This window comes from Bartonella sp. MU70NMGDW, assembly GCF_042194085.1.
Classification (GTDB): Bacteria; Pseudomonadota; Alphaproteobacteria; order Rhizobiales; family Rhizobiaceae; genus Bartonella; species Bartonella grahamii.
On the sequence record NZ_JBHIMK010000051.1, the window covers coordinates 1 to 14,013 of the forward strand.

Here is a 14,013-nt window from a genome sequence, read left to right on the forward strand (position 1 = left end):
CTATTTGGGAAGTTAAGGCATATTATTTCCGTCGACCAGAAAGCAGGTCGGTTTTTATATCTATTTTCCCAGTGAGTCTTGCTTTGTAGACACCATAATTTTCCATGACACGCATCACGTAATTACGTGTTTCTGTATAAGGAATACGCTCAATCCAATCAATGACGTTATCGAGAGATTGTCCTCGAGGATCGCCATAACGTTTTATCCATTCATTGACACGACGGGGACCCGCATTATAGCCAATAAGAGTTAGTATATAGGATCCATTAAAACGTTCCAATTGTTCATTAAGAAAATGGGCACCTAATGTTGCATTATAATGAGCATCACTGCTAAATTTTTTAGGAGACCATGCAATTGAGTGTTTTTTTGCCAATGCTTTTGCTGTTGTAGGAAGCAATTGGAGTATACCTTGTGCACCTGCTTTTGATATGGCTGTTGGATTAAATTCGCTTTCTTGGCGTGCAATGGCATAGATAAGCGATTTTTCTTCTACAGAAATATTAGTAGAAGCTGGTATAGCTCCCAGAGGATGAGAGAGTGCACCGACATTTTTTCCCTGAAAAACAGCCATTTTTCCAATTTTGAGACTGGTATAATAGTCTCCGTTTTTTTCTGCCATAACAGCCAGAAGGGCTAATTCGCCGGGACTTTCTATTTTTTTTCCGAGCTCTCTATAAAAAATTTTAGCAAAATCAGCATAGCCGGCTGCTTCAAGACGTTGAATTGCTTTGATCGCTTTTCGTGCACTAAAATGTTGTCGCTCAGCGGTTGTTGGTTTGGGAAAGGAAACTTTAAGCTTTTTTTGGTTGAGTCGTGCAGCGGCTAATTGACCATAGTAAGTTGCACCAAAATGAGCTGCGCGATGAAAGTATTGCTGGGCATTTTTATGTTCTTCTAGCGTTTCTGCTGTTCGTCCCATCCAGTAATATCCACGTGATGCAGAAAAAGGTAAAGAAGAGAGTTGAGGAATACGTGAAAAATGCTGCATTGCCAATTTAGGGTTATGAAGAAACCGTAGTGCGTACCATCCTGCATGAAACTCAGCATCGATAGCTAATGCAGATGTTATACCAGTGTGCATTGCAACGAGTTGATAAGCAATTTTTGGTTTGTTTAAATCGAGCATTTCACGAGAAAGGGCGCGTTGTTCTTTCCATAATGAATGAGGGTTCATAAGGTGGAATGCATCTTTTGATGTTTTCATCATGAGTGCTGCAGCTGCATTATATTGCTCTGTTCGTCGAAGATGGCGTATTCGAGCAAACTGAAAAAGAGGATCTTTTTGCCATGATCTTTCTACAGCTTTTAATTTTTGTGTAGCTCTAGGATCATTTTTTTCAACGGCCACAAAAGCATCAAAAAGAGATTGAGCATGGGCTAATTTTGCAACGCGTGCTGCTGAATCAAAACGATATGCATACAGCATAAACTGCATGCGTTTCAGATGATCAATAGGTTTTAATGCAGCGCTTGCATTTTTAAGAACAAATATTTCTTCTTTTGCATTAAGCTGTGTTTTATGCCACCATGGCGCAATAACGTGTCGAGCACGAGTGGTTTGTCCCGTTGCAATAAGTGCTTTAGCGAAGAGAGCCATTCCTTGCGCTGTTTGGGGCGGGTGATGAGAAAATTTTTGGATGATTGCGCGTGTGAGGTTGGTTTCGTTAAGAAAAGCACGTTCAGCATTGCGTTGCATCGTTTCTATACCGGGCCATCCTTTTAGCATGTTGATTGCATTAAATATTTCAGAACTTGGTATATCAGCTTGGTTTGATATCCCCAGCGCCCATGTCAAAATATGACGATCAAGGCTATGTTTTTCCATTGAATTACGAAGATTTATTGTTTTTGCAATATTGTTGTTTGCTAGTGCATCTAGCCCAGCTTTCAGTTTCTGAAGTGTAGCAGTATTGTGTAATGTCGTGTGTATCTGTTGAAGAGGCTCTAGAGCTTCTTTTTCGGTAAAGGGAGTAGGGCGCACCAAAGGGATTGGCGCTTTCCCGTGCAAAAGGGGTGTTTGCGCGGATGCACTTGAAAATAAAATTCTTATTGCCAGTATAAGTGCAGTAAAGGTTGATACGAAAAGAGAGGTGGAAAATACACGCATAGAGAAAAGACCTTGAGACCTTGCTTTTTGTAAAAACTTAAGGATTTATAGAACACAAGCATGAAAAACGCGTTAATATAGACGGCTTATTTTAAAAAAATGTGCAACATTTAAGGAGGAATATTTTTATCTTAAGAGGGCTTTTTTTGAAATTCATCTTGCTTCAATGATAGAGCAAGATTATGCTCTATTTAAAATTTATAAAAGGCGATTATTAAAAAAATAAAAGCGAACATTATAGGGAGTTTATCATGCTCAAGGGAGCTATAACTGCGCTTATTACACCGTTTGATAATAAGGGCGCAATTGATGAGAAGGCGTTTTGTGATTTTATTGAATGGCAGATCACACAAGGGATTAACGGTGTAAGCCCAGTTGGGACAACCGGTGAATCAGCAACGTTAAGTCATGAAGAACATAAGCGGATTATAGAATTGTGTGTTGAGCAGGTCGCAAAGCGTGTTCCTGTTGTTGCTGGAGCGGGATCAAATAGCACAAGTGAGGCTGTAGAGCTTGCACAATACGCGCAAAAAGCTGGTGCAGATGCAGTTTTGGTTGTCACTCCCTATTATAATAGACCAAATCAATCTGGTTTATACAAACATTTTTCTTCCATTGCCAAAGCTGTTTCTATTCCGATTATAATTTATAATATTCCTGGTCGTTCTGTTATCGATATGGCTGTGGAAACGATGAAAGACCTTTATCAAGATTTTAAAAATATCATTGGTGTAAAAGATGCAACGAGCAGAATTGAACGCGTTAGTGAACAACGTGAAAAGTGTGGGAAGGATTTTGTACAGCTTTCCGGTGATGATTGTACAGCGTTAGGTTTTAATGCACATGGAGGTATGGGGTGTATTTCAGTTTCCTCCAATGTTGCTCCAAAGCTGTGTGCAGAGCTTCAAGATGCTTGTTTTCGTGGTGATTATAAAACAGCACGAGAATTAAATGATCGCTTGATGCCTCTTAATCGTGCTGTGTTTATTGAGCCTAGTCCAGCGGGTATTAAATATGCTGCTGCAAAATTAGGATTTTGTGGTGATACTGTGCGTTCTCCGATTGTTCCGTTAACAGAAAGAACAAAGAAGATTATTGATGCAGCCCTCAGTCATGCTGGTATTTTAAAAGCATAAAATGATATTGACAAAGCCATGAATAAAAAAAAGAACGCGCCCGTACGGAAAATAATTGCTGACAATCGTAAAGCACGTTTTAATTTTGAAATCCTTAATAATCTCGAGGCCGGTCTTGTCCTTCAGGGAGCGGAAGTAAAGTCCTTACGTTCTAATCATGCCAATATTGCTGAAAGCTATGCGAGTTTTGAGAATGGGGAATTATGGTTAGTAAACAGCTATATTCCTGAATATACGCAGGCTAATCGTTTTAATCATGAACCGCGACGTTTGCGCAAGTTATTACTTTCAAAACGTGAGATGGCACGTTTTTTTAATGCAACGTCTCGTGAAGGAATGACGCTTGTTCCTCTTAAACTTTATTTTAATGAACGTGGGCGCGTTAAGTTGGAGATTGCTCTAGCGCGGGGGAAAAAACTTCATGATAAGCGAGAAACGGAAAAAAAACGCGATTGGGGACGTGAAAAAGCAAGACTTTTAAAAAGATATGGATGACGAATGCGATCTAGGTATCCTTTATTTATAGCGCTGGTTTAAAACAGTTTTAGCATTGATCTAAGTATGTTTTTGCTGCTTGAAAAATTTGGTGAAACATGGCGTCTGTCAAGCGTCCAGTATTTGTATTATAACGAGAACAGTGATAGCTTGAAAAGATGCGTAATCTGCCGATGTTATTGATTTCGCCGTGTCCAAAAGGGTGAGCTAAAACTTTTGCATTAAGGGCACGTATCGTTGAATGGTGTGCAATGGTTCCTAAGGTAATAACGGCTTTAAGTTTGGGAAGATTTGTTAAAAGAGGTGAGAAGAAATAGCGGCACGTGTTAATTTCTGCACCGGTGGGTTTATTTTCTGGTGGAACACAACGAACAGAGTTAACGATTGCTGCATCAATCAGTTCAAGAGTATCATCTGCTCTTTCTTCGAAGGTTCCTTGGGCAAAACCAAATTTTTTTAAAGTTGAATAAAGTAAGTGCCCAGCATAATCACCAGTGAACGGACGTCCAGTTCGATTTGCTCCACGTAATCCAGGAGCAAGTCCAACAATAAGAAGGCGCGTTGTGTCTGCTCCTTTATAAGGAAAGAAGGGGCGCACCGGTGCGTTATACCAACTTGGTTCTTTTACACGCCAGTCAGCGATAAACTGATGGAGCCTAGGACATAAATTGCAATTTTTGGGTGGTTCTGGGAAAAGTGATGTTAATTGGTTATTCATGGTGTTAGGCATCAATCGTTTTTTCTATTTTTTTGAGTCTTTTATAGCGTATATGACGGGTTATGTTTTGAGAAACAATCTATAATGAATATAAATAAAATTTAATATAAACTTATTACTAATTATTGTGTAAAGAGAGGTAATCTTTCAGTAATTTATTCGATGAATAAGAGCGTAATACACATGATGTTCAAAGAAAAAATCTCTCTCTTTAAGATAAAATATTATCATAAAAAGTATGTATAAGGCTGCTGTTATTGCAAAGGATTTTAAACAGCTGGTATTCTTTTTAAAAGGATAAAGACTCCAGACAAGTATTTTGTCAAGAAAGAGCTCCCTCTGTTTGAAGCCAATCTATTGGAATGCTTTTAAGAGCAGCTTTGATAACGGGCATGAATAGGTTATACATTTTTATAAATTTTCTTAAATAATTTCTTTAATCAAAAAATATAAAAGTTTGTGTTGTTTTTCTTGTGTTTTGTTTTGATTATTGTATATACTTCTCTATCCGCTATTAAATTTTTTTATTTGAGAAAGAGGCATAAATGGCCCGCGTAACGGTAGAAGATTGTATTGATAAAGTTGATAACCGCTTTGAATTGGTACTTTTAGCAGGTCATCGGGCGCGTCAGATTTCACAAGGAGCGCAGATTACGGTTGATCGTGATAATGATAAAAATCCAGTTGTTGCTTTGCGTGAAATAGCAGAAGAAACATTGTCGCCTGCTGATTTAAAGGAAGACCTTATTCATTCGCTGCAAAAGCATGTGGAAGTAGATGAGCCAGAAATGGCAAGTGAATTTATTACCCATTCAGGTGAAGCTGAAAGTGCTTTTAATACGTCGTCGCAAGAAGAAGGTACTTCATTTGATCATATGTCAGAAGAAGAGCTTTTAGCGGGTATTGAAGGTTTGGTTGTTCCAGAAAAAAGTGACGATTATTAATTGCAGCAATTTATGTTACAGGAGTAAAGATACCTTGTCATGTGAGGAGCAATTATTTTTCTTGTCTTTTATTGATAGGACGTGTTCAATAAAGATTAGGGGTGTGAAAAGATAAAGGATATGCTCGTATGATGCGTCAGTGTGAGCTTGTTGGACGTGTTCAACGTTACAAGTCTGACGTAGATGAGGCTCTTTTAAACAGGGCCTATGATTATGCAATGAGAAAGCATGCACATCAAAAGCGTGCGTCAGGTGATCTTTATTTTTCTCATCCTTTAGAAGTTGCTGCTATTTTGACGGATATGCGGTTGGACGAGGCAACGATTGCTGTTGCTCTTTTGCATGATACAATTGAAGATACAAGCGCTACACGAGCAGAAATTGATCAGCTTTTTGGTTCTGAAATTGGGAAGTTGGTTGAAGGACTTACAAAGCTTAATAAGCTTGATCTTGTATCAAAGAAAGCTGTACAGGCAGAAAATCTTCGTAAACTTCTTATTGCTATTTCTGATGATGTTCGCGTTCTTTTAGTCAAACTCGCTGACCGCCTTCATAATATGCGCACCCTTGGTGTTATGCGTGATGATAAACGTCGGCGAATTGCTGAGGAGACGATGGATATTTATGCGCCACTTGCAGGTCGTATGGGTATGCAGGATATGCGCGAGGAATTAGAGGATCTCTCTTTCTTTTATTTAAATCCAGAAGGTTATCGTACGATTACTAATCGACTTTCTGAATTATTGAAACACAACCGTGATTTGCTTTCCACAATTGAAAATGAATTGACAAAGCTTTTTTTCGAGCACGGCATTAAAGCAGATGTTAAAAGCCGTCAGAAAAAATCTTATTCAGTCTTTCGCAAAATGGAAAGTAAAGCATTATCTTTTGAACAGTTATCGGATATTTTTGGTTTTCGTGTGATTGTTGAGTCCGTGAATGATTGTTATCGTGCTCTTGGTGTCATTCATACGACATGGCCAATGGTTCCTGGTCGTTTTAAAGATTATATCTCTATACCAAAGCAAAATGATTATCGTTCCATTCATACAACGATTGTGGGACCATCGCGACAACGTGTTGAGTTGCAAATTAGAACTGCTGCTATGGATGAAATTGCTGAATATGGCGTTGCGGCACATTCCATTTATAAAGAGCAGGGTTCTAATTATTCGGCTTCGAGGTTATCAAATGAAACAAATGCGTATGCATGGTTGCGTCAAACGATTCAATCTTTGTCAGATGGAGATAATCCGGAAGAATTTTTAGAACACACAAAGCTTGAGCTTTTTCAAGATCAAGTTTTTTGTTTTACGCCGAAAGGTCGATTAATTGCTTTTCCTAAAGGAGCTACTCCTATTGATTTTGCTTATGCCGTCCATACCGATATTGGTGATTCTTGTGTGGGTGTGAAAATCAATGGTCGTATTATGCCTTTAATGACCAAATTAAAAAATGGTGATGAGGTTGATATTATTCGTTCACATGCTCAAATTCCGCCAGCTGCATGGGAATTTCTTGTTGTCACAGGTAAAGCACGTTCAGCTATTCGACGAGCAAGTCGTGCTGCGGTACGTAAACAATATTCGGGTTTAGGATATCGTATTCTCGAGCGTTCATTTGAATATATGGGAAAACAATTTTCAAAAGACGTTTTGAAGAAAGTTTTGCCACGTTTAGCACGTAAAGATGTAGAGGATGTATTGGCTGCTGTTGGGCGTGGGGAGCTGTTTTCCGCTGATGTGATTAAAGCGGTTTATCCTGATTATCAAGATCACCGTGTAGTACAAAAGTCATCTTTTAAGCCTGGGGAAGAAGGTTGGTTTAATATTGAGAATGCTCAAGGTATGATTTTTAAAGTTCCAGAAAATGAAAAGAATGAAATGTTCGAGAATCATCAATCTAAAGCATTGCCTATTAGAGGAACCCGTGGAGATATACCCGTACGTTTTTCACCGGAAGGAGCAGTGCCTGGAGATCGGATTGTTGGTATTATGCAGCCTGGGGCTGGGATCATTATTTATCCAATACAGTCTTCAGCTTTGATGGCATATGATGATCAGCCAGAACGATGGATTGATGTCCGCTGGGATATTGATGCCCAAATGAATGAACGTTTTCCTGCACGGATAAACATTTTGGTTGTAAATAGTCCTGGTTCTTTGGCTGAAATTACACAAATAATTTCTGCTAACGATGCCAATATCCAAAATTTATCTTTTATCCGTACAGCACCAGATTTTACAGAAATTATGATTGATTTGGAAGTGTGGGATTTAAAACATTTGAATCGTATTTTTTCTCAGTTAAAAGAGGCGGGTTCAGTAAGTACAGTACGGCGGGTTCATGGATAAAAAGAAAGATTTTGCAATGAATACACAAGATGTCATTGATATTTTTAAACAAGCAGATGCTATTCTAGAAGGGCATTTTATTTTAACATCGGGACGCCATAGTGCGACTTATATGCAAAAAGCGAAAGTATTCATGCATGCTGACTTGACGGAAAAGTTGTGTCGTGGATTAGCTGAAAAAATCAAAAAATCTATCGAGGGAAAAATTGATTATGTTGTTGGTCCCGCAATTGGCGGCCTTATTCCTTCCTATGAAACTTCACGGCACCTTGGTGTTCCTTCTCTTTGGGTAGAGCGTGTAAATGGCATCTTTGAATTGCGTCGTTTTGAAATCAAGAAGGGGGCACGGGTTGTTATTGTCGAAGATATTGTGACAACGGGTCTTTCCATTCGTGAGACTATTGAGGCGCTCGTTGCAGCAGGAGCAGAGGTATTGGCCAGTGCATGTATCCTTGATCGTTCTGGTGGTAAGGTCAATGTTGGGGTTCCATTGATTGCGCTTGCTGAATATGAGATAACCTCTTATACTAGTGATGCACTTCCTGCAGAGCTTTCTGTTCTTCCAGCGATTAAACCAGGTAGTCGAAATATTTAATTGTCTTTCTATTTTTTTTTGTGCAAAAGCTTAAAAAGATTAATTTGGATGATATAGATTATTTCATCATCAAAAGATGTATATTGAGAGTCATATGCTTTTTCGTAGTCGAGAACCAATAGATTTTGTAACGCGTATTCGACTTTGGTTATGGCCACGTCGTTCATTTTCTCGCTCATTTTGCTACATACATAAACGTATTTTGCGTATATCAGCAACACCGCATGAAGTAGCATTAGGGGTTGCTGTTGGCATTTTTTTAGCTTGTTCCCCTTTCTTTGGGTTGCATATTATTTTGGCAATATTTTTATCTTGGCTTTTGCGTGCAAACTTTGCTGCCGCAATCATTGGGACGATTTTTTCTAATCCACTCACATTTTTATTGATTGTCATGGCTGATTATAAAGTAGGGTATTTTTGTTTATCACTTTTTAGCGATGTCAAAGAGATTTCTCTTTCGCAAATTCGTGCTCTATTTAATGGTTTGACATTGTCAAATCTCTCTCTCCTCTTTAAAGGCGCATGGGACACAATTATGAGTCCTATGATTTTAGGTGGAACTCTTTTAGGTATTGTTTTTGGTGGTTTATCTTATATAGGTGTTTACAGAGCAACGGTTCGTTTTAAACAAAAGCGATATCAAAAGATTATAAAAAAAGGCGTTTAAAGAAGCGTTCATCGTAAGAAAGATCGGGTAATATCGTATGATTGTTGGTCTTGGAAATGATCTGGTTGATATACGACGTATTGAGAAAATGTTGGTTCGTTATGGTGAGCGTTTTACCCAACGTATTTTTACGGATATTGAAAGGAATAGATCGGAAAATCTCAAAAAAAGCTCTTCTTCCTATGCAAAAAGATTTGCTGCTAAAGAAGCATGTGCTAAAGCCTTAGGAACGGGAATCGCTTGTGGGATTAATTGGAAAGACATGGGGGTTATTAATTTGCCATCTGGTAAACCAATAATGCAATTAACAAATCGTGCGCAAGTACAACTTCAAAAGTTATTACCTCCTCATCATGATGCAGTTATTCATCTTAGCATAACAGATGATTTTCCTTGGGCACAGGCATTTATTATTATCGAAGCACTTCCACGTGGATAGATGGTGTGAGAGATTGTGCTTTTGTTATTTGAATATTATGATGAAAAAAATTATATCTGTGATGAGAAGGCAGTTGGTGATGATCCAAAAAGATAAAGTGCATAAAAAAGAAAAAAAAGGTGGGGTTCGTGAATTTATTTCTGTTTTAATACAGGCTCTGCTTTTAGCAGCGGTTATTCGGACACTTTTTTTCCAGCCTTTTAGTATTCCTTCCGGTTCAATGCGTCCTACTTTGTTGGTGGGAGATTATCTGTTTGTTTCTAAGTATGCATATGGGTATTCTCATTTTTCCATCCCATTTTCTCCTCCTCTTTTTTCTGGACGGATTTGGGCATCTCAGCCTCAACGTGGAGATGTGGTCGTTTTTCGCTTACCAAGTAATCCAAAGATTGATTATATAAAACGCGTTGTTGGGCTACCAGGTGATCGTATACAAGTCCGTCAAAGTGTTCTTTATATTAATGATGAGGCTGTTTCCCGTCACTTTATGGGGGAAATTGATAATTCTGATATAACAGAGGTTAACTATCCTGTTGAGGTTTATCGCGAGACAATGCCTAACGGTGTCAGTTATGATACACTTGATTTAGCTTTCATCCCGAAAGTCGATGATACAAAAGTCTTTGAAGTTCCTCAAGGACATTACTTTATGATGGGAGATAACCGCGACAATTCAGATGATAGTCGTTTAGATGTAGGCTATGTTCCAGAAGAAAATCTTATTGGTCGCGCGAGCGTGATTTTCTTTTCTATCAGTAACGGTTCAAGTGCTTGGCAGGTTTGGCGCTGGCCATTTGATGTGCGTTGGAAGCGTTTGTTTTCTTTCATAAATACGGTTCATGATTTGCCGCTTATCAATCAAGGAAACAACGATGAAACGTCTAATGATTGATCAGCTTTTCAAGCTGACGGGGCATCGTTTTAAAGATGAAGAGAGGTTAAAGAAGGCATTAACACACTCGAGTGTGCAAGATTCGGAACAGGGGAATTATGAACGACTAGAGTTTCTAGGGGATCGGGTTTTAGGGCTTTTGATTGCAGAAATGCTGTATCAACTTTTTCCTCAGGCAAGTGAAGGTGAATTATCAGTCCGTTTGAATCATCTGGTCAACGCGCAGACATGTGCTGATATTGCGCGTGAAATGAGGCTGCCTGATATGATCCGTGTTGGTTTTGAGATGAAAAATTTCGAGGGGCGTCGACTCATCAATATGCATGCAGATGTCGTGGAAGCTTTGATTGCCGTGATATATCTCGATGGAGGCTTGGAAAGCGTTCGCCCTTTTATTCAAAAATATTGGCATAGTCGGGCAAAGAAAATGAATGCTGGTCGGCGTGATGCCAAGACCGAATTACAGGAATGGGCGCATATCCAAGGCAATGCACAACCACATTATCAGGTTATAAAACGTTCAGGTCCAGATCACGATCCTGTTTTTATGGTAGAGGTAAGTATTTCTGGGTTTGCTTCAGAGATTGGGCAGGGAAGCTCCAAAAGATATGCCGAAAGAATGGCAGCTGAAAAAATTTTGCGACGAGAGGGTGTATGGAAAACAGTGGGAAAAAATGATCATGAGTGACGTTATGAAAACGCGTTCTGGGTTTGTTGTGCTTATTGGGATGCCTAATGCCGGTAAATCGACATTGGTTAATCAATTGGTTGGAACAAAGGTTTCAATTGTAACGCATAAGGTACAAACAACACGAACTTTAATCCGCGGTATTGTCATTCATGATGATGTGCAAATTGTGTTGGTCGATACACCGGGTGTTTTTCGTCCCCATAAGCGCTTAGAACGTGCCATGGTTTCTGCTGCTTGGGGAGGGGCTAAGAGCGCTGATGTTCTGCTCGTTTTAATTGATGCTCAAAGTGGTCTTTCGGATGAAGTTGATATGATGTTAGATATTGTAAACAACATGAAACAAGAAAAAGTTCTTGTTCTTAATAAGGTTGATACAGTTGTTAAATCATCTCTTCTAGCGTTAACCACTAAAATAAATGAACGTGTAAAGTTTGCGCAAACATTTATGATTTCTGCTCTAAACGGTTCTGGTTGCAAGGATTTACTTCATGCGTTGAGTAATATGATGCAGGAGGGACCATGGTATTATCCGGAAGATCAAATTTCCGATATGCCCATGCGTCATCTTGCTGCTGAAATTACGCGTGAAAAACTTTTTCTTCGTCTTCATGATGAACTTCCTTATTCCTCAACGGTTGAAACAGAAAACTGGGAAGAGCGTTCAGATGGTTCCGTTAAAATTAATCAAGTTATTTATGTTGAGCGTGAGAGTCAGAAAAAAATTGTCTTAGGAGCAAAAGGCGATACAATAAAAGCGATTGGTCAAGCAGCACGTAAAGAACTAATGAAAATTATGGATCAAAAGGTTCATCTTTTTCTCTTTGTGAAAGTGCGCGATAATTGGGATACCGATCCAGAACGTTATCGCGAAATGGGATTGGATTTTTAAAAATAAGATTTTTAAAAATAATTAAAGTAAAATGAAGTGGAAAGAACAAGCCGTTATTCTTGGTACACGCCAATATGGTGAAACAAGTGTTATTCTTGAGGTTATGACACGTGAACATGGTCGTTATATGGGAGTGGTAAAAGGGGGGCGGTCGCGTCGTATGGCAGCTCTTCTTCAACCTGGAAATTTTGTGGAAGCTGAATGGTGGGCTCGTTTAGAAGAGCATTTGGGACTTTTTCGACTTGAAGCTCTTGATTTACACGCGGCGCGATTAATCTGTCTACCAGAAGCACTTTATGCTTTGCAATTGATAGCTTTTCATTTGCGGCTTCTTCCCGAACGTGATCCACATCCCGTTTTATATGATATTTTACACCTTTTTATGCAGAATTTTGATGAACCATTTGTAACTGCAGAATTGCTTGTACGTTTTGAAATGCGGCTTCTTGAAGAACTTGGTTTTGGTCTTGATTTATCTTGTTGTGCTGCAACAGGCGGTCAGGAAAGGCTGCATTACGTATCACCAAAATCTGGACGGGCTGTCTGTGAAGAAGCAGGGGAACCTTGGAAAAAAAAGCTTCTCATTCTACCACAGTTTCTTGTGCAAAGAACAACTCGTCCTACTGATTCTAGTGACATAATAAATGGTTTTATACTGACGGGTTTTTTTCTTATGCGTCATGTCTGGGCGCCACGAGATATAAAGCAGCCGTCAGTGCGCATGAATTTGATACAATTGTTTGAGCGCCAATTTGGTATACGAGCATTAATTTGTTGATCTGATGATAATTGAATGGAAAAATGAAAGTTTTAAAGACAATTGCTGAAGTCCGCCAATATACTTCAGAGGAACGACGTTTAGGTTTTTCGATTGGTTTTGTTCCAACAATGGGGGCATTGCATGATGGTCATCTTGCATTAGTACAGTATGCAAGAGCAATGTGTGATCGCGTATTGGTTTCTATTTTTGTCAATCCAAAGCAATTTGGACCTCATGAAGATTTTTCTCAATATCCAAGAGATTTGAAGGGCGATTGTGCTTTGTTAAAAGAAGCAGGTGTTGAATGTGTTTTTGCCCCTTCTGTAGATGAAATGTGGCCACTGGGAAATGATACAATTGTGCAAGTGAAAAAATTATCACGTATTTTGATGGGAAAATTGCGTCCAGGGCACTTTTGTGGTGTAACAAGCGTTGTTGCTAAATTTTTTAACATTGTTCAACCAGATAAGGCTTTTTTTGGGGAAAAGGATTTTCAACAAATTTTAATTATTCGGCGTATGGTTGAAGATTTGGCTTTTCCTATTGAAATTGTTGGAGTTCCTATTCTACGGGAGTCAGATGGTGTCGCTTGTTCTTCACGCAATCAGTTTTTAACATTAGAAGATCGTAAAGCTGCCAAAATTATTCCTGAAAGTGGGAAAGCTGCTAAAAAGCTTTACCATGAAGGTGAACGGTCGGTTGATAAATTATGCAAAACTGTTCGTGATATTTTACAACAAGAAACGCGTGCAATCATTGAAGCAATAGATTTGCGGGATATGGAAACTTTATGCGTGGTTAAAGGAACATTGAATAAACCAGCAGTTTTACTTCTTACTGTTCGCTTTGGAGAGGTAAGGCTGATTGATCAATATATATTGCAAGAGAAGGGCGGAAAATGAGTGTACATAAAACCGTAAAGCGTATAACATCTTCCGAAATACGTACAAGAAAGGGACAACAGCCAATTGTTTCTTTAACAGCTTATCAAGCTTATACTGCGCGGATTGCTGATCCATATTGCGATATCCTTTTGGTTGGTGATAGCGTTGGTATGGTTGTGTATGGGTTTGAGACAACGCTTCCTGTTAATTTAGATATGATGATTTTACACGGACAAGCCGTGGTGCGTGGATCTCAAAAAGCTCTTGTGGTTATTGATATGCCTTTTGGCTCTTATGAGGAAAGTCCAGAGCAAGCTTTTTTTAATGCATCGCGTATTCTTGCTCAAACGGGGTGTGGTGCAGTTAAGCTTGAAGGTGGTGTTTATATAGCGGAAACAATTGATTTTTTGTGTAAACGTGGCATTCCAGTGATGGG

The 14,013-nt window shown here is 39.0% G+C and carries 15 protein-coding genes; 13 read left to right on the forward strand and 2 right to left on the reverse strand.

The window, feature by feature from the left end:
• Positions 1-22 precede the first annotated feature (22 nt).
• Positions 23-2,113 (reverse strand): lytic transglycosylase domain-containing protein, encoded by a 2,091-nt coding sequence (locus ACFIKE_RS06020; protein ID WP_375625840.1) that lies wholly within the window; start codon positions 2,111-2,113, stop codon positions 23-25.
• Between the two features lie 251 nt (positions 2,114-2,364).
• Between ACFIKE_RS06020 and dapA the strand changes: the two genes are divergently transcribed.
• Positions 2,365-3,249: a 4-hydroxy-tetrahydrodipicolinate synthase gene (gene dapA, locus ACFIKE_RS06025; protein ID WP_375625842.1), complete on the forward strand. Its 885-nt coding sequence runs from the start codon at positions 2,365-2,367 to the stop codon at positions 3,247-3,249.
• Between the two features lie 18 nt (positions 3,250-3,267).
• Positions 3,268-3,744: an SsrA-binding protein SmpB gene (smpB, locus tag ACFIKE_RS06030; protein ID WP_012231306.1), complete on the forward strand. Its 477-nt coding sequence runs from the start codon at positions 3,268-3,270 to the stop codon at positions 3,742-3,744.
• A gap of 49 nt (positions 3,745-3,793) precedes the next feature.
• Here smpB and ACFIKE_RS06035 read toward each other — a convergent pair whose 3' ends face one another.
• Positions 3,794-4,462, reverse strand: coding sequence for a uracil-DNA glycosylase (locus ACFIKE_RS06035; RefSeq protein ID WP_375625043.1), 669 nt, complete (start codon positions 4,460-4,462; stop codon positions 3,794-3,796).
• A 545-nt stretch (positions 4,463-5,007) separates the two neighbouring features.
• On the opposite strand from ACFIKE_RS06035, the gene rpoZ reads away from it, so the two are divergent.
• From rpoZ to ACFIKE_RS06090, 11 genes are all read left to right on the forward strand, one after another.
• Positions 5,008-5,406 (forward strand): DNA-directed RNA polymerase subunit omega, encoded by a 399-nt coding sequence (gene rpoZ, locus ACFIKE_RS06040; protein WP_375625042.1) that lies wholly within the window; start codon positions 5,008-5,010, stop codon positions 5,404-5,406.
• Between the two features lie 128 nt (positions 5,407-5,534).
• Complete coding sequence (locus ACFIKE_RS06045; protein WP_375625041.1) at positions 5,535-7,760, forward strand: RelA/SpoT family protein; 2,226 nt, start codon at positions 5,535-5,537, stop codon at positions 7,758-7,760.
• A gap of 16 nt (positions 7,761-7,776) precedes the next feature.
• Positions 7,777-8,355, forward strand: coding sequence for an orotate phosphoribosyltransferase (pyrE, locus tag ACFIKE_RS06050; RefSeq protein WP_375619471.1), 579 nt, complete (start codon positions 7,777-7,779; stop codon positions 8,353-8,355).
• Between the two features lie 94 nt (positions 8,356-8,449).
• The gene (locus ACFIKE_RS06055) at positions 8,450-9,022 is read left to right on the forward strand and encodes a DUF2062 domain-containing protein (protein WP_375625847.1); all 573 of its coding nucleotides are present in this window, start codon (positions 8,450-8,452) and stop codon (positions 9,020-9,022) included.
• Positions 9,023-9,059: 37 nt separating this feature from the next.
• Positions 9,060-9,461, forward strand: coding sequence for a holo-ACP synthase (acpS, locus tag ACFIKE_RS06060; RefSeq protein ID WP_375625039.1), 402 nt, complete (start codon positions 9,060-9,062; stop codon positions 9,459-9,461).
• 79 nt (positions 9,462-9,540) lie between these two features.
• A complete protein-coding gene (lepB, locus tag ACFIKE_RS06065; protein ID WP_375625849.1) occupies positions 9,541-10,353 on the forward strand; it encodes a signal peptidase I in 813 nt (270 codons plus the stop codon).
• Complete coding sequence (gene rnc / locus ACFIKE_RS06070) at positions 10,334-11,041, forward strand: ribonuclease III (protein ID WP_375625037.1); 708 nt, start codon at positions 10,334-10,336, stop codon at positions 11,039-11,041. The genes lepB and rnc overlap by 20 nt, the downstream gene beginning before the upstream one ends.
• Positions 11,034-11,933 (forward strand): GTPase Era, encoded by a 900-nt coding sequence (gene era, locus ACFIKE_RS06075; RefSeq protein WP_375625036.1) that lies wholly within the window; start codon positions 11,034-11,036, stop codon positions 11,931-11,933. The genes rnc and era overlap by 8 nt, the downstream gene beginning before the upstream one ends.
• Before the next feature lie 31 nt (positions 11,934-11,964).
• Positions 11,965-12,711: a DNA repair protein RecO gene (recO, locus tag ACFIKE_RS06080; RefSeq protein WP_375648645.1), complete on the forward strand. Its 747-nt coding sequence runs from the start codon at positions 11,965-11,967 to the stop codon at positions 12,709-12,711.
• A gap of 23 nt (positions 12,712-12,734) precedes the next feature.
• Complete coding sequence (panC, locus tag ACFIKE_RS06085; protein ID WP_375625855.1) at positions 12,735-13,595, forward strand: pantoate--beta-alanine ligase; 861 nt, start codon at positions 12,735-12,737, stop codon at positions 13,593-13,595.
• Positions 13,592-14,013, forward strand: a 422-nt coding sequence (locus ACFIKE_RS06090; RefSeq protein WP_375648646.1) for a 3-methyl-2-oxobutanoate hydroxymethyltransferase, incomplete at its 3' end; no start/stop codon positions are given. The genes panC and ACFIKE_RS06090, both read left to right, overlap by 4 nt.

Excerpts from the sequence above, each read along its gene's own strand:
- panC (WP_375625855.1), top strand. The coding sequence starts at position 12,735 with ATGAAAGTTTTAAAGACAATTGCTGAAGTCCGCCAATATACTTCAGAG.
- ACFIKE_RS06045 (WP_375625041.1), top strand. The coding sequence starts at position 5,535 with ATGATGCGTCAGTGTGAGCTTGTTGGACGTGTTCAACGTTACAAGTCT.
- acpS (WP_375625039.1), top strand. The coding sequence starts at position 9,060 with ATGATTGTTGGTCTTGGAAATGATCTGGTTGATATACGACGTATTGAG.
- rpoZ (WP_375625042.1), top strand. The coding sequence starts at position 5,008 with ATGGCCCGCGTAACGGTAGAAGATTGTATTGATAAAGTTGATAACCGC.
- smpB (WP_012231306.1), top strand. The coding sequence starts at position 3,268 with ATGAATAAAAAAAAGAACGCGCCCGTACGGAAAATAATTGCTGACAAT.
- pyrE (WP_375619471.1), top strand. The coding sequence starts at position 7,777 with ATGAATACACAAGATGTCATTGATATTTTTAAACAAGCAGATGCTATT.
- rnc (WP_375625037.1), top strand. The coding sequence starts at position 10,334 with ATGAAACGTCTAATGATTGATCAGCTTTTCAAGCTGACGGGGCATCGT.
- dapA (WP_375625842.1), top strand. The coding sequence starts at position 2,365 with ATGCTCAAGGGAGCTATAACTGCGCTTATTACACCGTTTGATAATAAG.
- lepB (WP_375625849.1), top strand. The coding sequence starts at position 9,541 with ATGATCCAAAAAGATAAAGTGCATAAAAAAGAAAAAAAAGGTGGGGTT.
- era (WP_375625036.1), top strand. The coding sequence starts at position 11,034 with ATGAGTGACGTTATGAAAACGCGTTCTGGGTTTGTTGTGCTTATTGGG.
- ACFIKE_RS06055 (WP_375625847.1), top strand. The coding sequence starts at position 8,450 with ATGCTTTTTCGTAGTCGAGAACCAATAGATTTTGTAACGCGTATTCGA.
- recO (WP_375648645.1), top strand. The coding sequence starts at position 11,965 with ATGAAGTGGAAAGAACAAGCCGTTATTCTTGGTACACGCCAATATGGT.
- ACFIKE_RS06035 (WP_375625043.1), bottom strand. The coding sequence starts at position 4,462 with ATGAATAACCAATTAACATCACTTTTCCCAGAACCACCCAAAAATTGC.
- ACFIKE_RS06020 (WP_375625840.1), bottom strand. The coding sequence starts at position 2,113 with ATGCGTGTATTTTCCACCTCTCTTTTCGTATCAACCTTTACTGCACTT.